This window comes from Cognatilysobacter lacus, assembly GCF_008274655.1.
Taxonomy (GTDB): Bacteria; Pseudomonadota; Gammaproteobacteria; order Xanthomonadales; family Xanthomonadaceae; genus Cognatilysobacter; species Cognatilysobacter lacus.
Genome location: NZ_VTRV01000031.1, coordinates 1 through 22,954 on the forward strand (window position 1 = coordinate 1; position 22,954 = coordinate 22,954).

The 22,954-nt window shown below is 68.4% G+C and carries 16 protein-coding genes; 3 read left to right on the top strand and 13 right to left on the bottom strand.

Features of this window, described 5'->3' with window-relative positions:
* Positions 1-142: 142 nt before the first annotated feature.
* The 10 genes from FW784_RS04390 to gap all read right to left on the bottom strand — a co-directional run bounded on the left by FW784_RS04390 (position 143) and on the right by gap (position 15,169).
* Complete coding sequence (locus FW784_RS04390; RefSeq protein ID WP_149352149.1) at positions 143-3,268, bottom strand: efflux RND transporter permease subunit; 3,126 nt, start codon at positions 3,266-3,268, stop codon at positions 143-145.
* Between the two features lie 112 nt (positions 3,269-3,380).
* Complete coding sequence (locus FW784_RS04395; protein ID WP_149352150.1) at positions 3,381-4,448, bottom strand: efflux RND transporter periplasmic adaptor subunit; 1,068 nt, start codon at positions 4,446-4,448, stop codon at positions 3,381-3,383.
* Positions 4,449-4,628: 180 nt separating this feature from the next.
* Entirely contained in the window at positions 4,629-5,636 is a 1,008-nt protein-coding gene (locus tag FW784_RS04400; protein ID WP_149352151.1) for a class I fructose-bisphosphate aldolase, read from the bottom strand.
* A gap of 131 nt (positions 5,637-5,767) precedes the next feature.
* Positions 5,768-7,234: a pyruvate kinase gene (gene pyk, locus FW784_RS04405; protein ID WP_149352152.1), complete on the bottom strand. Its 1,467-nt coding sequence runs from the start codon at positions 7,232-7,234 to the stop codon at positions 5,768-5,770.
* Positions 7,235-7,332: 98 nt separating this feature from the next.
* Positions 7,333-9,534, bottom strand: coding sequence for an SEL1-like repeat protein (locus tag FW784_RS04410; protein ID WP_149352153.1), 2,202 nt, complete (start codon positions 9,532-9,534; stop codon positions 7,333-7,335).
* Positions 9,534-11,612, bottom strand: coding sequence for a DUF3857 domain-containing transglutaminase family protein (locus tag FW784_RS04415; protein ID WP_149352154.1), 2,079 nt, complete (start codon positions 11,610-11,612; stop codon positions 9,534-9,536). The genes FW784_RS04410 and FW784_RS04415 overlap by 1 nt, the downstream gene beginning before the upstream one ends.
* Positions 11,613-11,631: 19 nt before the next feature.
* A complete protein-coding gene (locus tag FW784_RS04420) occupies positions 11,632-12,267 on the bottom strand; it encodes an HAD hydrolase-like protein (protein WP_149352155.1) in 636 nt (211 codons plus the stop codon).
* Entirely contained in the window at positions 12,267-13,442 is a 1,176-nt protein-coding gene (locus tag FW784_RS04425; RefSeq protein WP_149352156.1) for a phosphoglycerate kinase, read from the bottom strand. The genes FW784_RS04420 and FW784_RS04425 overlap by 1 nt, the downstream gene beginning before the upstream one ends.
* Positions 13,443-13,578: 136 nt before the next feature.
* Positions 13,579-14,007 (bottom strand): hypothetical protein, encoded by a 429-nt coding sequence (locus tag FW784_RS04430; RefSeq protein WP_235893569.1) that lies wholly within the window; start codon positions 14,005-14,007, stop codon positions 13,579-13,581.
* 157 nt (positions 14,008-14,164) lie between these two features.
* Positions 14,165-15,169: a type I glyceraldehyde-3-phosphate dehydrogenase gene (gene gap, locus FW784_RS04435; protein ID WP_149352157.1), complete on the bottom strand. Its 1,005-nt coding sequence runs from the start codon at positions 15,167-15,169 to the stop codon at positions 14,165-14,167.
* 194 nt (positions 15,170-15,363) lie between these two features.
* Here gap and FW784_RS04440 point away from each other — a divergent pair, with 194 nt between their 5' ends.
* The 3 genes from FW784_RS04440 (at position 15,364) to FW784_RS14265 (ending at position 18,747) form a co-directional block, all read left to right on the top strand.
* Positions 15,364-16,176: a S1/P1 nuclease gene (locus tag FW784_RS04440; RefSeq protein ID WP_149352158.1), complete on the top strand. Its 813-nt coding sequence runs from the start codon at positions 15,364-15,366 to the stop codon at positions 16,174-16,176.
* A gap of 100 nt (positions 16,177-16,276) precedes the next feature.
* A complete protein-coding gene (locus tag FW784_RS04445; protein WP_149352159.1) occupies positions 16,277-17,518 on the top strand; it encodes a cyclic di-GMP phosphodiesterase in 1,242 nt (413 codons plus the stop codon).
* Positions 17,515-18,747: a putative bifunctional diguanylate cyclase/phosphodiesterase gene (locus tag FW784_RS14265; protein ID WP_187770674.1), complete on the top strand. Its 1,233-nt coding sequence runs from the start codon at positions 17,515-17,517 to the stop codon at positions 18,745-18,747. The genes FW784_RS04445 and FW784_RS14265 overlap by 4 nt, the downstream gene beginning before the upstream one ends.
* Positions 18,748-18,806: 59 nt before the next feature.
* Here the strand turns inward: FW784_RS14265 and tkt are convergent, their stop codons facing one another.
* From tkt to FW784_RS04465, 3 genes are all read right to left on the bottom strand, one after another.
* On the bottom strand, positions 18,807-20,798 hold the full coding sequence (gene tkt, locus FW784_RS04455) for a transketolase (RefSeq protein WP_149352161.1): 1,992 nt from the start codon (positions 20,796-20,798) through the stop codon (positions 18,807-18,809).
* Positions 20,799-20,911: 113 nt separating this feature from the next.
* Positions 20,912-21,337, bottom strand: a complete 426-nt coding sequence (locus FW784_RS04460) for a hypothetical protein (protein ID WP_149352162.1) — start codon at positions 21,335-21,337, stop codon at positions 20,912-20,914.
* Positions 21,338-21,431: 94 nt separating this feature from the next.
* Entirely contained in the window at positions 21,432-22,760 is a 1,329-nt protein-coding gene (locus FW784_RS04465) for a dicarboxylate/amino acid:cation symporter (protein ID WP_149352163.1), read from the bottom strand.
* Between the last annotated feature and the right edge of the window lie 194 nt (positions 22,761-22,954).

The following is a 22,954-nucleotide window of genomic DNA, read 5'->3' on the forward strand; positions in this document are numbered from 1 at the left end:
GGCCGTACGGGCTGGGCGGTCGGTTCATGGGCGGGCACGCGGAGGGAGACCGTCATTGTGGTGCACGGGGCGCCCGGCGTGTCGCGGCGGCCGCGCGCCGCGTCACGATGCGTGTGGCGTCCGGCGGGCTTCGGCCGGCGGGTCAGGCGTGCCCGCCGGCCTCGGGCGTATCGCGTTCAAGCGCTTCCAGCTCATGCGAGACCGCGTCCGGGGAGCGCGTGTACCTGGCCAGCAGTACGTAGAACGCGGGCACCACCAGCAGCGACAGCAGCGTCGAGAACGAGACGCCGAAGATCACCACCACGCCGATCGCCGCTCGGCTTGCCGAGCCCGGGCCGCCAGCAAGCACGAGCGGCAGCGCGCCTACGACCGTTGCGATCGACGTCATCAGGATGGGTCGAAGGCGAACACTCGCGCTCTCCACGATCGCCTGGTGGATCGAGCGGCCCTCGTCGCGCAACTGGTTCGCGAACTCGACGATCAGGATGCCGTTCTTGGCGGCCAGCCCCACCAGCATCACGATGCCGATCTGGCTGAACAGGTTGAGCGTGCCGTGCGTGATCCAGATGCCGAGCAGCGCACCGAGCACGCCCAGCGGCACGGTGAGCATGATCACCAGTGGATGGATGAAGCTCTCGAACTGCGCCGCGAGCACCAGGAACACCACGAGCAGCGCCAGCGCGAACGTGAGCACCACGGCGCCGCCGGCCTGCTGGTATTCGCGCGATTCTCCCTTCCAGTCCACCTGCGCCTGCTGCGGCAGTTCGGCGCGCACGGTGTTCTGCAGGAACGTGATCGCATCGCCCATGCGGTAACCCGGCGACAGGCCCGCGCTGATGGTGATCGCGCGAAGGCGATTGAAGCGGTTGAGGCTGCCGGGCTCCGCGACTTCGCGCAACGTCACCAGGTTTGACAGCGGCACCAGCGCGCCGCCTTTGCCGCGTACCTGGATCGCGGCCAGGTCGGCGGGCGAGCCACGCGTCGCGCGTTCGCCCTGCAGCATCACGTCGTACTCCTCGCCGTTGCGCACGAAGGTGGTGACGCGACGGCCGCCCATCATCGTTTCGAGCGCGTGGCCGATCTCGGTCACGCTGACGCCGAGGTCGGCCGCGCGCGCGCGATCGACTTCCACGTGCATCTGCGGCCGCGTTTCCTTGTAGTCCGAATCGACCCCAAAGAAGCCCGGGTTGTCCTCCATCCGCGCCTGCAGCGCGTCCCGCCACTTCACCAGCTCGCCGTAGTCCGGGCCGCCCAGCACGATGTTCACCGGCTGCCCGCGCGAGCGCACCAGTCCGCCACTCACCTGCGCCGCCACCTTGACGCCCGGCAGCTTGCCGAACTCCTTCTTCAGGCTGTCGGCCACGTCGGCGGTGCTGCGCTTGCGCTTGTCCCAGTCCTGCAGGAACACCGCGATGCGCCCGGTGTGCATCTCCTCGCTCGCGCCGAAGCCACCGGGCACCCGCGGGTTGTAGCGCGCGATTTCCTTGTCCGGCCCCGTGTGCGACGCGATGATCTTCTCGACCTGCTGCACCTGCCCGACCGTGTAGTCGAAGCCGGCGCCCTCCGGGCCCGTGATCGACACCTGGAAGAAGCCGCGGTCCTCGGCGGGCGCCAATTCGCTGGGCACGAGCTTGAACAGGACGAAGCTGACGGCGAGCGCGACGAGCATCAGCAGCCCGAACATCCAAGGCCGCTCGACCGTGCGATCGAGGAACCGCCGGTAACGCGCGCTGGTCGAATCGAGCCGGCGGCTCACCCAGCGAGTCGCCGGGTTCGATGTCTCCTCGCTGTGCGGACGCAGGAACTTCGACGACATCATCGGCGTCAGCGTGAGCGCGACGAAGGCCGACAGCGCGACGGCCCCGGCGAGCGCGACCGACAGCTCGCGGAACAGTCGCCCCGTGTTGCCCTGCATGAACCCGATCGGCAGGAACACCGAAACCAGGACGGCAGTCGTCGCGACCACCGCGAACGCGACCTGCTTGGTGCCGCGCGCGGCCGCCACGAGTCGCGGCTCGCCGAGGTCTGAACGACGCTGGATGTTTTCGAGCACCACGATCGCGTCGTCGACGACCAGCCCGATGCAGAGCACCAGCGCGAGCAGCGTCAACAGGTTGATCGAGTAACCGAACGCATACAGCGGGATGAACGCGGCGACCAGGCACACCGGAACCGTGACGGCCGGGATCAGCGCGGCCCGGAAGCTGCCGAGGAACAGCCAGATCACCACCAGAACCAGCAGGATCGCTTCGATCAGCGTGTGATACACGCGGTCGACCGCGGCATCGATGAAGGTGGTGGTGTCGAACGCCACGAAGATGTCGGTGCCCTTCGGCAGCGAAGGCCGTATCGCTTCCGCAGCGGCACGCGCCGCGCGCGCGACATCGAGCGAGTTCGCGGTCGACGTCTTCACGATGCCCAGGCCGATGTTGTTCTCGCCATTGCTGCGGTAGTACGCGCGTCGCTCGGCGGTGGTCAGCTCGACGCGCGCGACGTCGCCGAGGCGCACCACGTAGCCGTCGTCGCCCTTCCGGAGCGGCACCTGCGCGAAGTCCTGCGGCTGCTGGTAGTTACGCGCCACGCGAAGCGTGAAGTCGCGCGTCTGCGATTCGATGCGCCCGGCGGGAAGCTCCACGTTCTCGGCGCGCAGCGCGGATTCGATGTCCTCGACGCTGATGCCGCGCGCGGCCATGGCGTCGCGGTCGAGCCACACGCGCATGGCGTAGCGCTGTTCGCCGCCGATGCGCACCTGCGCCACGCCATCCACCGATGCCAGGCGATCCTTGATGTAGCGATCCGCGTAGTCGGAGAGCTGCAACGTGTTCATCGACGTGCTGCTCATGTTGAGCCAGATGATCGGATCCGCATCGCTCTCCACCTTCGCGATCTGCGGCGCGTCGGCTTCCTCCGGCATGCGGTCGACCACGCGGCTCACCGCATCGCGGACGTCGTTCGCGGCCGCCTCCATGTCGCGCGACAGCGTGAACTCGATCGAGATCGACGAGCGGCCGTTGATGCTGCGGGAATCGATCGATTCCACGCCTTCGATGCCCGACAGCGCGTCTTCCAGCACCTGCGTGATGCGCGTTTCCACCACGCTGGCCGATGCGCCCGGATAGCTCACGTCCACCGACACCACCGGGGGGTCGATCGCGGGCAATTCGCGCAACGTCAGGCGGCTGAACGCCATCACCCCGAGGGTGACGAGCAGCAGGCTGATCACGGTCGCGAATACGGGGCGGCGGATGGAAAGGTCGGAGAGGTTCATCGCGTCGGGTTCCGGCGCTGCGTGCGCGGGCGGGGACGATCGGGAGCACCGTCCGTGGCGGCGGCGTCTGGCCGCGTGTCTGATGCGCAGTCGGGCACTGCGCGCGCGTGGGTCATGCCGACGGGCCGCGCGCTCCCGTCGATGCGTCGACCACCTTCGCGCCGGGCTTCAGCTTGCCCGTGCCGTCGACCACGATCCGGTCACCGGGCGCCAGGCCCGACACCACTTCGACGCGGCCGTCGCGACGCGTTCCGAGGCCGACGTCCGCGCGTTCGGCCTTGCCGTCGCGCACGCGGAAGACATAGGACTCGGAACCCACCTGCACGACCGAAATCTCCGGCACCAGCAGCGCCGGCCGCTCCGTCCGCGCGATTTCGACCTGCAACAGCATGCCGGGCTTCAGCGCATGCCCGGGATTGGCGAACTGGCCGCGCACGATGAGCGCACGCGTGGCCGGATCGACGCGTGCGTCGACGGTCGACACGGTTCCCTCGAAGCGGCGGCCGGGATATGCGGCGGCGGTGCCGGCGATGCGGTCGCCCGCACCCACCTGCGCGAGCTGGGTCTCGGGCACCGGGAAATCAACGAAGACGGTGGAAAGGTCATCGAGCGTGGTGATCGCCGTGCCCGGCGTGACCAGCGTGCCCGGGCTGACCTGGCGCAGCCCCAGCACGCCGCCGAAGGGCGCGCGGATCACGCGGTCGGCAAGCTGCGCGCGCACCTGCGCCACCCGTGCGACGGCGGCATCACGCGTCGCGCGTTGCATGTCGAGCTGCGAGCGCGCGATCAGTTGCTGCGAAGCGAGCTCGGACTGTCGCCGGTAAAGCTTGTCGGACTCGTTCGCCGACGCCTGCGCTTCGGTCAGCTGGGCCTGCTCGGCCTGGCCGCTCAGCGTGACCAGCGGCGAGCCGGCACGCACGCTGTCGCCGCTCTCGAAATGCACCGCCTGCACCTTCTCGGAGACGCTGGCCGTGATCGTGACCGACTCGCGCGCGCGCACGGTCCCGAGCGCCTGCAGCGTGTCGGCAAAGGGCTGCGTCTGGACCACCTGGGTGGTGACCGTCACCGGGCGGTCGCCGCCGGCCCTGCCTTTCGCGGCATCGCCAGTGGCCGCGGTTTTTCCGCAGCCGCCCAGAAACGCGGCGACGGCAAGGAGGGCGAACGCGGGATTCGATCGCATGCGTATGGGGACAGCGGGAGAACCGGAGATTCTAGCCAGCTCGCCCGTAACGGCCCGTGTCGTCGGTACTGGAAGACGTGACACGCGTGCAACCCCAGTGTTTCGCTGGCGGCATGACCGCGCCTTCCGGACACGAAAACGCCGGCGCTGGGGCCGGCGTTTTCGGATCGAATCGACGTATCAGCCGCCCTGCCACTGCCCCAGCGCGGCGAGGCCGTTGTCGCGCGCACGTGCAAATACCGTGTCCTGGGCCTTGGCGTAGTTGCCCTTCATGTCCTGGCCCCAAAGCTTGAGCGCGGCCTGCTGCATCGCGCGGCCGTACGAGAACGACAGCGGCCACGGCAGCCCGCGGACCTGGTTCATCGCGTTGAGGTGCGCGGTCGCATCCTGGTCGGACTGCCCGCCCGACAGGAACACGATGCCCGGCAGCGTGGCCGGCACCGTGGCCTTCAGGCAACGCAGCGTCGATGCGGCCACTTCCTCGACCGACGCCTTCTCTTCCGCGTCGGTGCCGTGGATCACCATCGAAGCCTTCAGGATCGTGCCTTCCAGCATCACGTTGTGCTCGTACAGCGAGCCGAACAGCGAGCGCAGCACGACTTCGGTCACCTCGTAGCACATGTCGATGTCGTGGCTGCCGTCCATGATCACTTCCGGCTCCACCATCGGCACCAGCCCCTGCTCCTGGCAAAGCGCCGCGTAGCGGGCCAGTGCATGGCTGTTGGCCTCGATCGCCGTGCCGGTCGGGATGTCGTCACCGATGTTGATGACGGCGCGCCACTTCGCGAAGCGCGCGCCGAGCTTGTAGTACTCCTCCAGGCGGGCGCGCAGGCCATCGAGGCCTTCAGTCACCACCTCGCCCGGGAACCCGGCGAGCGGCTGCGGGCCCTTGTCGACCTTGATGCCCGGGATGATCCCGTTGGCGGCCATCAGCTTGGTGAACGGCGTGCCGTCCTTCGCCGACTGGCGGATCGTCTCGTCATAGAGGATCGCGCCGGAGATGTACTCGCCGAGGTTCGGCGTCGACAGCAGCAGCTCGCGGTAGGCGCGACGGTTCTCTTCGGTGTTTTCGATGCCCACGCCCGCGAAGCGCTTGGCGATCGTGTTCGTCGACTCGTCGATCGCGATGATGCCCTTGCCGGGGGCGACCATCGCCTGGGCGGTTTCGGCAAGCTGTTCGATGCTCATTCGGGGTCCTGTCCGGGCGACTTGGGGAAGTCGGCCATTATAGACGCCCCGGACACGGCGCCGTTTCGAAACAGCGACTTACGGCGACTTCGCGCTCGCCGTGCTGTGAGCAGCCACCGACGCCGCGGGTATCAAAGCTCGCCCAGGCCCTCGGCCTTGCCGTCCACGCCGATCTGCAGGAGCCGCAACGTATTGGTGGCGCCGTGCTGCTGCATGATCTCGCCGCTGGTGAAGATGATGCGGTCGCCCTCGTCGAGCAGGCCCTGCTCGAACAGGCCCTTGGCCGCCGCGCGCGCCGCGACGCCTGCGGTCATGCCCGCGCTCTGGAATGGCAGCGCGGTGACGTCGCGCATCAGCGACATGCGGCGACGTGCTGGCGCATCGCCCGACAACGCGATGATCTGCGCCGGCGAACGGAACCGCGACAGGAAGCGCGGCGTGCCGCCCGATTCGGTGATCGCCACGATCGAGCGCACGCCGATGTGTTCCGACAGGAACATCGCGGCCATCGCGATGGCCTGGTCGGCGCGATCGAGGTTTCGCGGCGCCGCTTCGAAATTGGTGTCGTGCGAGAACTGGCGCTCGGCGCCGAGGCAGATCCGCGCCATCGCTTCGACGGCCTTGAGTGGATATTTACCCGCCGCGGTTTCCTGAGACAGCATCACCGCGTCGGTGCCGTCGATCACCGAGTTGGCGACGTCGAGCACTTCGGCACGCGTCGGGATCGGGCTGTCGACCATCGACTGCAGCATCTGCGTGGCGGTGATCACCACGCGGCCGCGCGACAGCGATTCGCGGATGATCTTCTTCTGCAGGCCCGGCAGTTCGGCGTCGCCGATTTCCACGCCGAGATCGCCACGCGCCACCATCACCACGTCGCTGGCTTCGACGATTTCGGCGAGGTTCTCGATGGCTTCGGTGCGCTCGATCTTCGATACCAGCGCCGCGTCGCTGCCTGCCTCGCGTGCGATCCGCCGCGCGTCGTGCATGTCCTGCGCATTCCGACAAAACGAAACGGCGATGAAGTCGACACCGATCCGCGCGGCGACCTTGATGATCTCCTCGTCCTTGGGCGTCAGCGCGCCGAGCGAGAGCCCGCCGCCCTGCTTGTTCAGGCCCTTGCGGTTCGAAAGCGCGCCGTCATTGAGCACCGTCGAGATGATGCGTTCGCCTTCCACGCGATCGACCTGCAGCTGCAGCATGCCATCGTCGAGCAGCAGCACGTCGCCCGCCGCCACGTCGCCCGGCAGACCGAGGTAACTGACGCCGACTTCGCGTTCGTTGCCGAGCGGCGCGTCCTCGCGCGCGACGAGATCGAAGCGGTCACCGGCCTTCAGGTCGACGCGATCGTTCTCGAACTTCTCGATGCGGATCTTCGGGCCCGGCAGGTCGGCCAGGATCCCGACCTCGCGCCCCACCCGCGCCGCGGCGGCTCGCACCGCCTCGGCACGCGTGACCTGCGCCGACGGATCGCCATGCGAGAAATTCAGGCGGACGCAGTCGACACCCGCCTGCAGCAGCTTTTCGAGGACGCCCGGCGCATCGGTGGCCGGGCCGAGGGTGACGAGGATCTTGGTGCGGCGCGTGACTTGGCTCATGCGTAGGCGTTTGCGGGTGGTGTCGCGAACCTAGCATGGTCCAAGCGCGATTCGCACCGTGTTCGCCGCGCGCCGCCGCTTGAGGACGGGGCGAACGGTCATTTCGCCTTTTCCTCGACGTACGCCTTGCCGGCACGATAGAGATCAAGGCGCTTCTGCATGTCTGCCGCGGCCGCTTGACCGGATGCGGCGACCACCTGCGCGATCGCGAGCGACTGCACTTCAGCGGCTTTCGCGAAGTCGCCGACGGCCGCATGGCACGCGGCGACGGTATCGATGCGACCGGCCGGCATGCCGGTCAGTGCACCCATTTTCTTCGCCGTCTCCAGCCCGGCGCGCGCGTCGCGGAATTCAGCGACGGGAGTCACGCAGCGAATCCAGGCCAGGTTGTTCATCGCGTTTTCGTCACCCGCGGCGACCGCCTGGCGGAGCAGTTCGAGGCCACGGCGGCGACCGTCAAGAGATGTCTCGTTTCCGTAAAGCCACATGCCGTAGCCCGACTTCGCAGTGACATTGCCCGTCGCAACCGCCTTCTCGAACCATTTCCGCGCGTCCACCGTCGACCGGGTTCCGAACAGCCCTGCGCCGAATGCTTCGGCGAGCGCTACCTGCGACTCGGCGTCGCCGGCCACGGCGTCCTGCTCGAGCATTTGCCGGGCTTTCGCGGGCTCGTGCGGCACGTGGGTGTTGGCGAGGAGGAAGCGGGCGAACTCCCGACGCACCGCGGGGCCGGTCGGCGCGAGGGCATCGAACAGCACGCGCGCGCGCGCGGCGTCGCCTTTCACGCCGGGGTATTGCTCGGCGTAGAGCATCGCCAGCGCCGTCAGGGCATCGATGTCACTCGACGCGGCGGGCCCCGTCCACATGAGCTCGGCCGCGCGCCAATGCGACTCCGACGCCTCGTGATAGCCGAGGAAACGCGCGGCGGTCGCGTCGCCGTCGGTGGCAGCCTCGCGGAGCAGTGCCAATCCGCGAGCGTCGGCGCGATCGGTGCGCAACCGCTCGAAGCCCACTTCGCTGCGCGCCTGCGGCGAGCCCGCGTCTGCGGCGCGTTCCAACCATTGCCTCGCGCGCGGGTCTTTCGGCAACCGCGAGAGCGCATACAGGCCACGGCCGGCAAGGTTGTTCGCCGGCAACTCGAGCACGGCGACGTCGGCGGCAGGAGGCGCGTCCGGGTGATCCGCAACCGAGCGCAGCGCAAGCAGCGCGCGCACCGCCGGTTCGCTGGCGGCCGCGCCAAGGCGAGCCTGCAGCCACGCCGGCCAGGGTGCCGCGTGCCCCAGCAGCACGGAACCGAAGTACGCGGCCGCCCCGTGACCTTGCCAGCTCGCATCGGCCGACTCCACGAGCGTGCGCGCCGCGGCTTCGTCGCGTTCGATCCCCACGCCGTCGGTGTAGGCGAGCGCGAGCAACACGCGAGCGAGCGCCTGGCCCTTTTCGGCCGAGGGCAGCAGTGCATCGACGAGTCCGTCAGCGCAATGCGGTCGCGGCTTCAGGCGGCAGCCTTCCATCCAGCCGAATGCCGACATCAGGCCGCCACGCGCTGCCGCACCATGCAGTGCATCGCGCGCCTTGTCCGGATCGCCGGCGGTAAGCGCCGCGCGAAGTGCACGCGCATCGACCCACGCGACGTCATCATCGCCAGCCCAGTTGTCGACGAAGGCCGTGGCGATGAGCTCACGGTCGTACGGATAACCGGCGAAATCGCTGTCACGCTTCAGGCGGCCGAGCGTGTCCACCCAGTCGAACCGGAAATGACGCTCCTGGTGCGTGTCGCGATCCACCACCACCTGCGTCAGCGGGTAGCCGCCGGTCGCGCGCGCCTGGTCGAAATAGCCGTAGCCGCGGTCATAACCGGCCGCGGCGACGAATGCGAGCACGTCCTCCGGGCGGACCACCCGCACCGGACGGGTCCACGCGCCGGCGCCGTCGCCCGATTCGGCCAGTGCATGGCGCGTGAGCGCGGCGATCGCCGCCATGTGCGCCTCGCCGGCGGGTCCGTCGTGCCGCGCTTCGGCGCAGAGCATCGCCGCGTGATGCAGCGCGATGCTTACCGGGACCTTGCGCAGCGCGTCGTCGAGCTTTGTCCCGGCGACCGCGCACACAGCCGGGTCTACGGCATCGGCGCTGTAGCCGACGTCGCCGAGCACGTGGAACGCCTCGTTGACCTGCTCGTAGCTCGTCGTGCCCGAAAGGAATTGCTCCCACTGCGCACGCGCATCGAAGCCCGCATGGGCTGCAGGCGCGGCCCCGAGAAGAAGAAGCGCCGCGGTCAGCGGCGCGATCCAACGACACGGCATCACTGTGCACCTCCGGTCTTGACCGCGTCGCGCAGCAGCGCCTTCAGGCGGTCCTCGCGCTGTCGCGTGTCGAGGGTGGCGGGCACCTGGTAGCGCAACGCGGCGGACAGATCGTCGCGCGCGGCGCGCAGGATCGAGAGGTGCCTATCGACGTCCGTCGCTTCCAGATCACGCGCGCGCAGGTCGAGCACATAGTCGAGCTTTGCGCGGCTACCCTCGACCGTGACGTTGCGATCCAGCGCGAACGCGGCCGACTCGCGGTGCTGGGCTTCCAGCCCGAAGCGTGCGTTCCACGCGGCCGGCGCGTCCACCTCGACACGGTAGCGATAGACCCCGGGCATGCCGACGTGCAGCGGGCCGGGATGCGTCATCGAATCGGGCAACTGCAGCGGCTTGTCGAGCGGCTCTGCAAACACCGACAGCGCGCGAACGCCATCGCCTTCCTCGGTGAACGGCATCGCGAGCCGATAGTGTTCCTGCACGCGCAGCTCGTCGGCCGCGCGGTCGTCCTCGATGGTGGGCGCCTGCACGGCCTCCACCTTCGGGTACCGCTTGCCGTAGTACTCCGTGTAGCGACGCGACAGGTCCTCCGGCCGCTGACCGATGAGGGACGCCCGGGCGGCGTCGGCGAGCGCGCCATGGTAGGTGGTCTCGACGTCGAGGCTGACAGGCCCATCCGCCTTCGCCGCGCCGAAACGTTCGACGGACGCAACCTCGTCCCGCGCATTCGCGGGACGCGAGATCTTCTCGAGCCCTTCGCTGTCGGGCGCGATCGGCAGGCCGACGCCGAGCACGCTCAGGTCGACGGCACGTGGATCTCCGCCCTGTTGCGCGATGGTCGGATCGAGCCACACCGCGTGTCCGTCGATCGTCGCGCGCACGATCACGTGGTCGAAATCCGACGCGGATGGAACGAAGTCGGCGACGGCCTTGCCGTCGTCGGCAGAAACGAGAGCGGGCACGGCCTTTATGTCCAGCCGGCCGAGCAGCGTGGCGAGCAGGTACGCCTTGTCCTTGCAGTCGCCGAACCGCCGGGTCCACGTTTCGGAAGGCGGTTGCGGCCGATGCGTGCCCTCGCCCATTTCGATCCCGAAGTAGCGCACCTCGTCCTGCACCGCGCGCAGCGCGGCCGTCATCCGTGCGACCGGTGCCGGCAGGCGTCGCCACTGGGCGACGCGGGCTTCCAGGTCGGCGGGCAGCGGCGCGGTGACCGCGGGATACAGCGCGGTCGCCCACTTCGCCACGTCATGCCAGCCCTGCTCGGGCCCGACCTGGATCCACGGATACGGGTCATGCCAGCCGGGGTAGTTGCCGTAGTCCTGCACGGCAGCCACGCCCTGGCGCGCGAGCGATGCCTCCACGCCGTCGGCACGGCTGTCGATGCGCGGCGCGTACTTCGCCGTGGCCCCGCGCACCGCGAGACGGGTGCCGGGGTCGTAGAGTGCGCGCCAACGGACATCGAGCGCAGGATTGCGATAGCCGACGTGGTAGCCGTCGAGCCGCTGGCCCGCCAGCACGGGGTTCGCGCCCTCGATCGTGTAGGCGATCCGCACCAGGTCGCCCACCCTCACGTCGTCGAGCACCACCAGCGCGCTGACCGCGCCATTGGAGACATCGTTCTCGAACTCGCCCTCGCGCCGCGCGAGCGAGATGCGCGCCGGATTCAGTCGCGTCGTCCACTTCCCGTCGCGGCGGACTTCGACACGGTGGATTGCAAGCGTCTGGCAGTCGGGATTGAAGTCGATCTCGAAGCGGCCGGCGTCGCCCAGCATCGCCACGGAGCGCGGCTCGAAGACATGGTCGACGTACGTACGCTCGCGGCCACCGCGATGGTCGATCTGCACGTCATAAAGCCAGTAGCGCCAGCGCTGGTCGTCCGCGCCGGGGACGCCGGCGGGCCATGTGGACGGCACATCGGCACGATGCACGAACGCCGGTTCGTCGCCGGTGCTGAAGTGGTAATCGCCCTTGGAGAACTCTTCGGCATGCGCCGTCGTGACAAGCGAAGCCACGAGCAGCGCCAGTAGCGCCGCCTTGTTGTTGACCATGAAACCCCCGACTATCCCGGCCGCCTGCATGGCAGCCGCCCCGTCGCGATTATGCCGCCAGTTCGCGCAGCTCCGCAGGGTGGCGCAGCACGGCCCGCGCGCCGGCGCCGCGCAGCTCTGCTTCGTCGCCAAACCCCCACAGCACGCCCAGGCCGCGCATGCCGTGGTGCACGGCGCCTTCCATGTCCATATGACGGTCACCGATCATCGTGCACTCGCCGGCAGGGGAATCCAGCCGCTGCAGCGCTTCGGCGATCAGTTCGGGCTTGTGACTCAGGCGACCGTCCAGCGTCGCGCCGACGATCTCCACGAAGCGGTGGCCGAACGGCAGGCTCTTGAGGATCTTGCGCGCATGCGGCTCGTTCTTCGCGGTCACGACGGCCAGGCGATGGCCTGACGCATGCAGCGATTCGATCGCTTCGGGGATGCCCTCGTAGACCGTGTGTTCGCACCAGCCGTGTGTGTCATAGCGCTCGCGGTAGAGCTCGACGGCGCGCTCGACACGCGCCTCGTCCTTCAGGAGCGGCGCGAAGCTCACGCGCAGCGCAGGCCCGATCCAGCTGCGCAGCGTGGCGTCGTCGGGCACGGTTTCGCCGAGTTGTTCGAACGCGTAGGCCGCGCAGCGCGTAATGCCCAGCGCGGAGTCGATCAGCGTGCCGTCGAGGTCGAACAGCAGCGTCGCCATCAGGCTGCGCGCGCCCGCAACGCGGCGACCGCGGGGAGTTCCTTGCCTTCCAGGAATTCGAGGAACGCACCGCCGCCGGTGGAGATGTAGCTGACGCGATCGGCAATGCCGTATTTGTCGACTGCGGCGAGCGTGTCGCCGCCGCCAGCGATGGAGAATGCGTGGCTGTCCGCGATCGCATGGGCGAGCGCCTCGGTGCCCTTTCCGAACGCGTCGAACTCGAAGACGCCGACCGGGCCATTCCACACCACCGTGCCGGCCTTCCCCACGATGTCGGCGTAGCGCGCGGCGGTCTGCGGCCCGATGTCGAGGATCATTTCGTCTTCGCCCACAGCGTCGACCGCCCTTACGGTGGCTGGCGAATCGGCTTTGAACTCCGGCGCGACGACGACGTCCACGGGCAGCGGGATTTCAGCGCCGCGCGCCTTTGCCTGCGCGATGATCTGCTTCGCGGTCTCGACGAGGTCGGGCTCCACCAGCGACTTGCCAACGCCGTGGCCCATCGCCGCGATGAAGGTGTTGGCGATGCCGCCGCCCACGATCAGCTGGTCCACGCGCGGGACGAGGTTGCCGAGCAGTGCCAGCTTCGTCGACACCTTGGAGCCGGCGACGATCGCCAGCAGCGGACGCGCCGGGTGCTCCAGCGCGTTGGCGAGCGCGTCGAGTTCCGCCATCAGCAGCGGCCCGCCGCACACCACCTTCGCGCGGCGGATCACGCCATGCGTCGATGCCTGCGCGCGATGCGCGGTGCCGAATGCATCCATCACGAATACGTCGCAGAGATCGGCATAGGCCTGTGACAGGGTGTCGTCGTCCGCGCCTTCGCCAGGGTTCATGCGGCAGTTTTCGAGCATGACGATACGGCCCGGCTCCACGCTGGCGCCGGCTTTCCAGTCGCGCACCAGCGGCACGTCCACGCCGAGCAGTTCGGACACACGACGCGCGACCGGCGCGAGCGAATCGACCTCGCTGAAGACGCCTTCCTTCGGGCGCCCGAGGTGCGACATCACCATCACGGCGGCGCCCTTTTCCAGCGCCATCCGCAGCGTCGGCAGTGCCGCCGTGATGCGCTGCTCGGAGGTGATGCGGCCTTCACTGATCGGCACGTTGAGATCCTCGCGGATCAGCACGCGCTTGCCGGAAAGGTCGAGGTCGGACATTCGCAGGATGGACATGGGAGCTCCCGTGGGGCATGCGCTGCCGGGCGGCCGCAACGAAGCAGGCATTGTCGCCCGTGCGTCGTGCACAGGGAACCGCCAACGAAAAAGCCCCGCGCGTGGCGGGGCCCTTGTCGGCGGAACGGCGTGGGAATCAGTCGCGCTCGCCGTCTTCCGTTGCGTCGTATTCGATCTTGATCAGCACGGCCTTGTCGTCGAAGTCCGACTGGTTGGTGAAGACCAGGCGCCCGAGGCCTTCATACGCGCATTCCTCGCGCACCTTGTCGCCGCCGAAATGGAACGGGATGAACGACTTGCCGGTGAGGTAGGTGCCGCAGTCGGCGGCGTCCTGGCGCTTGTCGCCGAGCGACTTGGTCACCTGCTTGAGTGACATGCCGATCTCGAGCTTCGCGAACGGGCTGCCCGGGATCTCGTTGCCGACGATCTCGCCTTCGACGTCGTTCTTGCCCACCACCTCGCGGCTTGGCGGCTCGTCCGAATCCTTCTTGCGTGCATCGGCCGGCGCAGCGGCCGCCATGAGCACCGCGATCGCGCACGCGGCGAACACTGGGTTCTTGAACATTGGAATCTCCCTTTCCGGAATGAGCGCGAATGCGCCGCGGCAGTATCCGGAGCGGCGGCCGTCACTGCAAGCTGGCGGATCAAGGCGGCGGCCAGCCGGGGCCAGAAACGCGAAAGCCCCGCCGAAGCGGGGCTCCCGGCGACCGGGCCGCGCCGGATCAGCGCGCGGCGACAACCCTCGCCATCTCCAGGCACTTGTTCGAGTAGCCCCACTCGTTGTCGTACCACGCGACCAGCTTGACGAACGTCGGATCCAGCGCGATGCCGGCATCGGCGTCAAAGATGGAAGTGCGCGCGTCGCCACGGAAGTCCGTCGCGACTACCTTGTCGGTCGTGTAACCGAGCACGCCCTTGAGCGCGCCTTCCGACTGCGCCTTCATCTCCGCGCAGATCTCCTGGTACGTCGCCGGGTTGTTCAACTCCACGGTGAGGTCGACCACCGAAACATCCGAAGTCGGAACGCGGAAGCTCATGCCGGTCAGCTTCTTGTTGAGCTCGGGGATGACGACGCCGACGGCCTTGGCCGCGCCGGTGCTCGACGGAATGATGTTCTCGAGGATGCCGCGACCGCCGCGCCAGTCCTTGTTGGACGGGCCATCGACGGTCTTCTGCGTGGCCGTGGCCGCGTGCACCGTCGTCATCAGGCCGCGCTTGATGCCCCACTTGTCATTCAGCACCTTCGCGAGCGGCGCCAGGCAGTTCGTCGTGCACGAGGCATTGGAGATGATCTGCTCACCCGCGTACTTCGCATGGTTGACGCCGTAGACGAACATCGGCGTGTCGTCCTTGGACGGCGCGGAGATGATCACCTTCTTGGCGCCGGCCTGCAGGTGCTTGCCCGCGCTGGCCTTGTCCAGGAACAGACCGGTCGACTCGATGACGATATCGGCGCCCACCTCGTCCCATTTGAGGTTCGCCGGATCGCGCTCCTGCGTCAGGCGGATCTTCTTGCCGTTGACGACCAGGTGGCCGTCGTCGATGGACACGTCGCCCTTGAAGCGCCCGTGCACCGAGTCGTAGGCCAGCATGTAGGCGAGGTAGTCCGGCTCCAGCAGGTCGTTGATCCCGACGATCTGGACGTCGCCGCCGAAGTTCTGCACGGCCGAGCGCAGCACGTTGCGGCCGATTCGGCCGAAGCCGTTGATGCCTACCTTGATCGTCATGGGAGCTCCTGCGGGTGTCCGGCGGTGTGCGGAAACTGGCGCGGATTCTACCAGTGGCGGCGTCGACGGCCTGCACCGGCGCACGCCGTCGCGGCGTCGGTGCGCGGTGCCGCGGAGCGCGGGCCGCCCGAAATGCGCAGCCGATCGCGGCTGCCGGACCCAAGACTGTCGCGCGGCTGTCGTACCATCGGCGAATGAAACGTCTCCTCGCCGCCGCCCTCCTCTGCTGCCTGGCCAGCCCCGCGTTTGCATGGGGCGTCCTCGGCCATCGCCTGGTCGCCGATCTCGCCAACGACGAGCTCACCCCGGCCGCCCGCCGCGCGGTCGACACGCTGCTCGCCGGCGAGAAGGACCCGACGCTGGCGGGCGTCGCTACGTGGGCCGACGAACTCCGTGCCAACGACCCCGACCTCGGCAAGCGCAGTTCGAAGTGGCATTACGCCGACATCGCCGAGAACGGCTGCGCCGACTACGAGCCGCCGCGCGACTGCCCGAATGGCGATTGCGTGATCGAGGCGATCCGCACGCAGACCGCGATCCTGGCCGACCGGTCGCAATCGCTCGACGCGCGGCGGCAGGCGCTGAAGTTCGTCGTGCATTTCATCGGCGACGTCCACCAGCCGCTGCACGCGGGCTTTGCGCGCGACAAGGGCGGCAACACCGTCCAGGTGCGCATCCCGACCGCCGACGGTGGCGACAAGGGCGGCAACCTCCACTCCCTGTGGGACAGCGGCCTGATCGACCGCGCAGGCCTCGACGAGCCGGCCTACCACGCGCGGCTGCGTGCCCTGCCGCTGGTGGTCGACATGCCGGCCCATGCGCTCCCGCCGGATTCGCCCGCCTGGGCGCAGCAGTCGTGCCGTATCGCGACGCGCCCCGGCCTGTATCCACCGGGTGCGGACATCGACGCGGCCTATGTCGCCACGTGGACGCCCTTGGTAGACGAACAACTTCGCCGCGCCGGGACGCACCTCGCGCAGGTACTGAACGCCGCACTCGCACGCTGATCGGGAACAGGGCTCCGGCATCGGCCGGGGCTGTATTGGCCGCCTACCGGTTGTTGCCGGACCAGGCGGCGTCGCCAAGGGGAGCGACGGCCAGGAACGCATGCAGATCGAAGAACGCGAACTCGAAGCGGACCAGGTGAAGCTCGGCATGTTCGTATGCCGGCTCGATCGCCCGTGGACCGACACGCCGTTTCCGCTGCAGGGCTTCTACGTGCGCGACGTCAGCCAGATCGAGATCCTGCGCCAGACGTGCAGGCGGGTCTGGATCGACGTCGAGCTCAGCCGACGCGGCACGCGCGGCAACCTGCCCGGGCTCTCGTATGCCGGCGCGGGAATGGCGGGCGCCACCCCGCCCCCCGCCGCCGCCGCGCCGCTCGACCCGCGGATCGGCAGCACGCGCTACGAGGACAGCACCGCCTTCGACGAGGAAATTCCCGCAGCCCGGGAAGCGCTGGAGATTGCAGCGTCGACCATCAACGGGATGATCGAGCGGGCGCAGGGCAACCAGCCGATCGAGCCCGACGTGGCGCACAAGGCGGCGCGACCGATCGTGGCCAGCGTGCTGCGCAATGCCGACGCCATGTTCTGGTTGAATGCGCTTCGCCAGCGCGCGGGCTATGCCTACACGCATGCGCTCAATTGCGCGGCGCTCGCGACCGCCTTCGGGCGCCACCTCGGACTGCCCGAAGACTTCCTGGTCGAGCTGTCGATCGGCGGCATGCTGATGGACATCGGCACCACGCAGGTACCCGAGACGCTGCTCGCGCATCCGGGGCCGCTCGACGCGATGTCGATGGCGCGAGTCCGCCGCCACGTCGAGCTGGGCACGCAGATACTCGGGAATGGCGCGTTCGGCCCCACGGTGCGCGAGATGATCAGCGGCCATCACGAAAGGGCCGACGGCAGCGGCTATCCGACCCGGCGCGCGGGCATGGATATTCCGCTGCATGTGCGCATCGCGGCGATCGTCGACAGCTTCGATGCGATGACCAGCGAGCGCCCGTACGCGCCGGCGATGGCCCGGCATGTCGCGCTGCAGGAGCTCTATCGCGCGCGCGGGACGCGCTACTACCCCGAGCTGATCGAACAGTTCATCAGCTGCCTCGGCGTGTACCCGACCGGCTCGCTGGCCGAACTCAATACCGGCGAAGTGGTCGCGATCATGGCGCAGAACGTGGTGCGCCGACTGCGGCCGCGCGTGCTCGTGCTTACCGGACCCGACGGCCAGCTGCTGCCGACCTTCCACACGCTCGACCTGCTGCAGACCTCGTTCGACATCGAGATCCGCCGGCCACTGCCGGACCGGCACGCGGGCATCGACATCGCCGAGCTGTACCTGTGAACCGCGCCGCGCTCGCAGGCCGCCTGACGGACGTTCTGCAGCGCAGCGGAGGCGAACGCCTCGGCATCATGCTGGTGCGCATCCAGCGCCTGCAGGAGTTCCGCCTCGTGCACGGCTACGAAGCCAGCGATGCGGTCGCGCCCGCGGCCGCGGTACGCGTGCGCGGATTGCTGCGACCGCAGGACGAGCTCGAGCAGGTGTCGGAGAACGAGTTCATCGCGCTGTTGCCGAACCTGCTCAACACCGGCCACGCGATGCTTGCGGCGACCCGCATCGTTCGCGACTTCGATTCGCCACTGATGTTCCACGGGCATGCGGTGATGACGCCCGTCGCGGTCGGCGTCAGCCTGTATCCCGACCACGGCATCGATGCCACCACGCTGCTGCGTGCGGCGGAAGTGGCGCTGCGCGATGCGAAGCGCCTCGGCGAACGTTGCGCGCTGTACATCCCGGGCACCGAGCGCGCGATGGTGCCCTATGAGTGGCTGCACGATGCCTTGCAGGCAAACCGTCTGGAGGCGCATTTCGAGCCGATCCTCGACCTGCGCCGCAACGCGGTCTGCGGTTATGAATCGCTGGCGCGCTGGAACGACGCCAGCAGCGGCTCGATTCGGCCCGACGTGTTCATCCGCCTCGCCGAGGACACCGGCCTGATCGCCGAGCTGACGCGCTGGAGCCTCAACGCGACGTTCCGCCACGCGGCCGGCATTCGCGCACGCGACTCCGCGCTGCGGTTCTCCGTCAACATCTCGCCGCGGGTGTTCGGCCAGCGCGATCTCGTGCAACAGATCACCGGTGCGCTCGCGATCTGGGACATGCCGCCGGAATCGGTCACGCTGGAAGTCACCGAGAGCGCGCTGATGGAAGATCCGCTGACAAGCATCGCGATGCTGCACACGCTTCGCGAAGCGGGCCTCGGCGTTTCTATCGACGATTTCGGCGCCGGCTATTCGTCACTCGCTTACCTCAAGCAGCTGCCGGCAACCGAGCTGAAGATCGACCGCAGCTTCGTCAGCGACATGCGCCATGACGTGCGCTCCTCGCGCGTGGTCCGCGCGATCATCGACCTCGGCCATCAACTCGACCTGCAGGTCGTCGCAGAAGGCGTCGAAGACGCCGAGACGCTCGAGTTGTTGCGCGCGCTCGGTTGCGACCGCGCGCAGGGCTATCACATCGGCCGATCGACGCCGGCTTCGCACCTGCTGCAGCGGATCGAAGTCCACGACTGAGTCGGCACGCCGGAACGTCGCCACGGCAGGCGGCGTTCCGCCGATCCATCGAGACCGACTCAGCGCAGTGCGAGCACCGCCTCGACCACCCGCTCGACGGTGAACCCGAAATACGGGAAGAGCTGCTCCGCAGGCGCGCTCGCCCCGAAGCCGTGCATGCCGATCACCGCGCCGTCCAGGCCCACGTACTTGAACCAGTAGTCGGCGGTGCCGGCCTCGATCGCGACCCGGCGACGCACCGCGTTCGGCAGCACCGATTCGCGGTAGTCCGCCGGCTGGCGATCGAAGATCTCCGTGCACGGCATCGACACGACGCGCACGCCGTCACCGAGCTTCGCGGCCGCGTCCATCGCGAGCCCGACTTCGGACCCGGTCGAGATCAGGATGATTTCGGGCGTTCCGACGGAATCCTTGAGCACGTATCCGCCACGCTCGATGTCGGCGACCTGCAGCGCCGATCGCTGCTGGTGCGCGAGGTTCTGCCGCGAGAACACGAGGCAGCTCGGGCCGTCGTGGCGCACGATCGCCTGCTTCCACGCGACGGCGGATTCCACGGCATCACACGGGCGCCAGACGTCGTTGTGCGGGATGTAGCGCAGCGACGCGAGATGCTCCACCGGCTGGTGCGTCGGGCCATCCTCGCCGAGCCCGATCGAGTCGTGCGTGTACACGTGGATGACGTGCGCGCCCATCAGCGCACTCATGCGCACCGCATTGCGCGCGTAGTCGCTGAAGACCAGGAAGGTCGCGTCGTACGGGATGAAGCCGCTGTGCAGCTCCAGGCCGTTGCAGATCGCGCCCATCGCGAATTCGCGCACGCCGAAGTAGATGTAGTTGGCGTTCGGGTCGTCGGTCGCGACGGACTTGCTGCCCTTCCACAAGGTGAGGTTGGAATGCGCGAGGTCCGCGCTTCCGCCGATCAGTTCGGGCAGCAGCGGCGCGAAGGTCTCGATCGCCATCTGCGACGCCTTGCGCGATGCGATGACCGGGCCCTCGGACTGCAGCTTCGCGATGTAGGCGTCGGCGGCCTCGACGAAACCGGCGGGCAACTCGCCGTGGATGCGGCGCGCCAGCTCGGCGGCTTCCTGCGGGTGCGCCGTGCGATAGGCCTCGAACGCCTGCTCCCACTGCGATTCGCGCGCGGCGCCGCGGTCGACCGCGCGCCATGCGTCCGCGATCGGTTGCGGGATTTCGAACGGGCCCGCCGTCCAGCCCAGCGCTGCACGCGTGGCCGCGACTTCGTCCTTGCCCAGCGGCGAGCCGTGGCTGGATTCCTTGCCCGCCTTCGCGGGCGAGCCGAACCCGATGGTGGTGCGGCAGCAGATGAGCGTCGGCCTGTCGGTGGACGTCAGCGCCCGCTCGATGCCGGCCTTGATCGATGCGGCGTCCTGCCCGTCGACGTCACGCACCACGTTCCAGCCATACGCCTCGAAGCGCGCCGGCGTGTCGTCGGTGAACCAGCCGTCCGTGTTGCCGTCGATCGAGATCTTGTTGTCGTCCCAGAAGGCGACCAGCTTGTGCAGACCCCACGTGGCGGCCAGCGACGCGGCTTCGTGCGAGATGCCTTCCATCAGGCAACCGTCGCCCATGAACACCCAGGTGCGATGGTCGACGATGGCGTGTCCGTCGCGGTTGAAACGCTGCGCGAGCAGCTTCTCGGCGAGGGCGAGGCCGACGGCGTTCGCGAAGCCCTGGCCGAGCGGACCGGTGGTGGTCTCGATGCCCGGCGTCATGAAGTTTTCGGGGTGGCCCGGAGTCTTCGATTCGAGCTGGCGGAAGCTGCGCAGGTCGTCGATCGAGACGTCGTAGCCGGTCAGGTGCAACAGCGCGTACTGCAGCATCGAGCCGTGGCCGTTCGACAGGATGAAGCGGTCGCGGTTGAACCAGCCGGGGTTGCCCGGGTTATGGCTCAGGTAGTCGTTCCACAGCACCTCGGCGATGTCGGCCATGCCCATCGGCATGCCGGGGTGGCCGGAATTGGCCGCCTGCACCGCATCGATGGCGAGGAAGCGGATGGCGTTGGCGAGTTCGCGGCGGGTCGGCGTGGTCATCGGAGTCCGGGGGTCGGCAGCGGGCGTCGCAGGCGTGTCGCTGCGACCAGGGCGCCATTCTCCCACGCCCGCCCACAGGCGGCGCGGGGCACGCGCCGCCCCGCGCGCCCCGCCTACTTCTTCGCCGAGTCGATCACCGAACACATCATGGTGTGCTGCGCTTTTTCGGAGGTCGCGTAGCCCGGCGGCGTCGACTTGACCACGGTGATACGCGAGCCGCCGTCCTTGCGGGCTTCGACGACGATGTTCCAAGGAATGGTCACCTGTTGCGCACCGTCGTTGGTGAGCTGCTCGGCGTTGATGGTGCCCATCTCCTTGTCGGAGGCCGCGACCCGGAACCCGGTCTTCAGCACCTCGGCGTACAGCGTCTTGAACACCTTTGCCGCGGGCACCTGCACGTCGCCGTAGGTCGTGAATCGGCGGCCCGAGAGGAAGCTGCCTTCCTGATGGTAGTTGGCGTCGCACTGCGCGACTTCGGCCAATGCCGGGGCGGCCGCGCCCAACGCGGCGGCGGCGATAAACAGGCTGGTCAACTTCATGGCGGTCTCCTTTCCGCGCACGACTCCCACCGCGGGCGCCGTCCTTGCGCGCTGCCATTTTTACACGACGTCGTGCCGCTTTGAACCGGTCGCCTCAGTGCCCCACACCGCCCTGCGTCGGCGCGTTTTCCGGCAGATCCGCCTCGCCGCTGCGGTGCGAGACCACGACCGCCGTCGCGAGGTCGCCGGTAACGTTGAGCGCGGTGCGGCACATATCGAGGAACGTGTTGACGCCGAGAATGATGCCGATGCCCTGCGCCGGCAGCCCGATGATCCCGCAGATCATCGCGATCACCGGCAGCGAGCCCGAAGGGATACCGGCGGTACCGATGCCACCCAGGATGCACAGCACCAACACCAGCAACTGCTTCACGAGCGGCAGTTCGAGGCCGTAGACCTGGGCCAGGAACAGCACGGTGATGCCCTCGAACAGCGCAGTGCCGTGATGGTTCGCCGACGCGCCGACAGTGAGCACGAAACGGGACACCTTTCGCGGCAGGTGCAGGTTCTCTTCGGCGACGCGCAGCGTGACCGGGAGCGTCGCGTTCGACGACGCGGTGGCGAACGCGGTGAGCGTCGCCTCCTGGCTGCCGCGGAAGAACACCAGCGGCGACATGCCGCCCATGAAGCGCACCCACAGCGGAATCACCACGAACCCGTGCAGCGCGAGCGCGATCACCACCGTGGCGACGAACCAGCCCAACCCGATCAGCACGCTCCAGCCCAGCTGCGCACACAGGATGAACATGAAGGCGAACACCGCGTACGGCGCGAGCTTGATGAACATGCCGATGAGATGCATGCAGACTTCGAACAGCCCCTGCAGCGCGTTCTTGAATGCCTCGGTGCCCGGCGACGGCCGCATCACCAGCCCGATGCCAATCATCAACGCGAAGAACACGATGCCCAGCTTCTGCTTGTCGTCGCCCATCGCACCCACGATGTTGTGCGGCACCACGTTGACGATCAGGTCGACGAAGTTGAGCTCGTTGCCCTTGGTGACGATCTCGCCGGCCTTCGCGAGATTGCTCGCCATCGCCTGCTGCACCAGTCCGGGTGGCAGGTGCAGGCCGGGCTGCATCACGTTGACCATCAGCAGGCCGATGCCGACCGCTGCGGTGGTCATGCCGGCTGTATAGATCAGTGTTCGCCAACCGAGGCGGCCGAGACTCGCGATATCGCCGAGTTCCGCGACGCCGAGCACCAGCGCCGAGAACATCAGCGGGACGACCAGCATGAACAGCAGGTTGAGGAAGATTTGCCCGAACGGCTTGGCCACGTAGGCGATCGCATTCGCGACCCACGTGGCGTCGGGTGCGACCACGTGGACGACGAGACCGATCAACGCGCCGAGCACGAACCCCAGCATGACCTTGACGTGCAGCGGAAGCCCGCGCCTGGCGGTGGACGTTGCAGCGTGCATGCGGTTCTCCGTCGAGGCCGGCGAGCTTAGCAAAGCGCCGCATGCCCGCGCCTTCAGGCCTCCGGATACAGCGGGGGCAGCTCCTCCGGCGCGCGCGGTTCCGCCACGCGCCACTTCGGGCCCGCGGCGAATGCATCACGAAGCCGCGAGCGCGCGAGGGCAGCGTCGCCGTCGGCCCAGCGTGCGCGGCGAAG

Coding starts and splice junctions, on each gene's coding strand:
- FW784_RS04390 (WP_149352149.1), bottom strand. CDS start 3,268: ATGAACCTCTCCGACCTTTCCATCCGCCGCCCCGTATTCGCGACCGTG.
- FW784_RS04420 (WP_149352155.1), bottom strand. CDS start 12,267: ATGGCGACGCTGCTGTTCGACCTCGACGGCACGCTGATCGACTCCGCG.
- FW784_RS04440 (WP_149352158.1), top strand. CDS start 15,364: ATGAAACGTCTCCTCGCCGCCGCCCTCCTCTGCTGCCTGGCCAGCCCC.
- FW784_RS04400 (WP_149352151.1), bottom strand. CDS start 5,636: ATGAGCATCGAACAGCTTGCCGAAACCGCCCAGGCGATGGTCGCCCCC.
- tkt (WP_149352161.1), bottom strand. CDS start 20,798: ATGACCACGCCGACCCGCCGCGAACTCGCCAACGCCATCCGCTTCCTC.
- FW784_RS04415 (WP_149352154.1), bottom strand. CDS start 11,612: ATGCAGGCGGCCGGGATAGTCGGGGGTTTCATGGTCAACAACAAGGCG.
- FW784_RS04425 (WP_149352156.1), bottom strand. CDS start 13,442: ATGTCCATCCTGCGAATGTCCGACCTCGACCTTTCCGGCAAGCGCGTG.
- FW784_RS04465 (WP_149352163.1), bottom strand. CDS start 22,760: ATGCACGCTGCAACGTCCACCGCCAGGCGCGGGCTTCCGCTGCACGTC.
- FW784_RS04395 (WP_149352150.1), bottom strand. CDS start 4,448: ATGCGATCGAATCCCGCGTTCGCCCTCCTTGCCGTCGCCGCGTTTCTG.
- gap (WP_149352157.1), bottom strand. CDS start 15,169: ATGACGATCAAGGTAGGCATCAACGGCTTCGGCCGAATCGGCCGCAAC.
- pyk (WP_149352152.1), bottom strand. CDS start 7,234: ATGAGCCAAGTCACGCGCCGCACCAAGATCCTCGTCACCCTCGGCCCG.
- FW784_RS04430 (WP_235893569.1), bottom strand. CDS start 14,007: ATGTTCAAGAACCCAGTGTTCGCCGCGTGCGCGATCGCGGTGCTCATG.
- FW784_RS04410 (WP_149352153.1), bottom strand. CDS start 9,534: ATGCCGTGTCGTTGGATCGCGCCGCTGACCGCGGCGCTTCTTCTTCTC.
- FW784_RS04445 (WP_149352159.1), top strand. CDS start 16,277: ATGCAGATCGAAGAACGCGAACTCGAAGCGGACCAGGTGAAGCTCGGC.
- FW784_RS04460 (WP_149352162.1), bottom strand. CDS start 21,337: ATGAAGTTGACCAGCCTGTTTATCGCCGCCGCCGCGTTGGGCGCGGCC.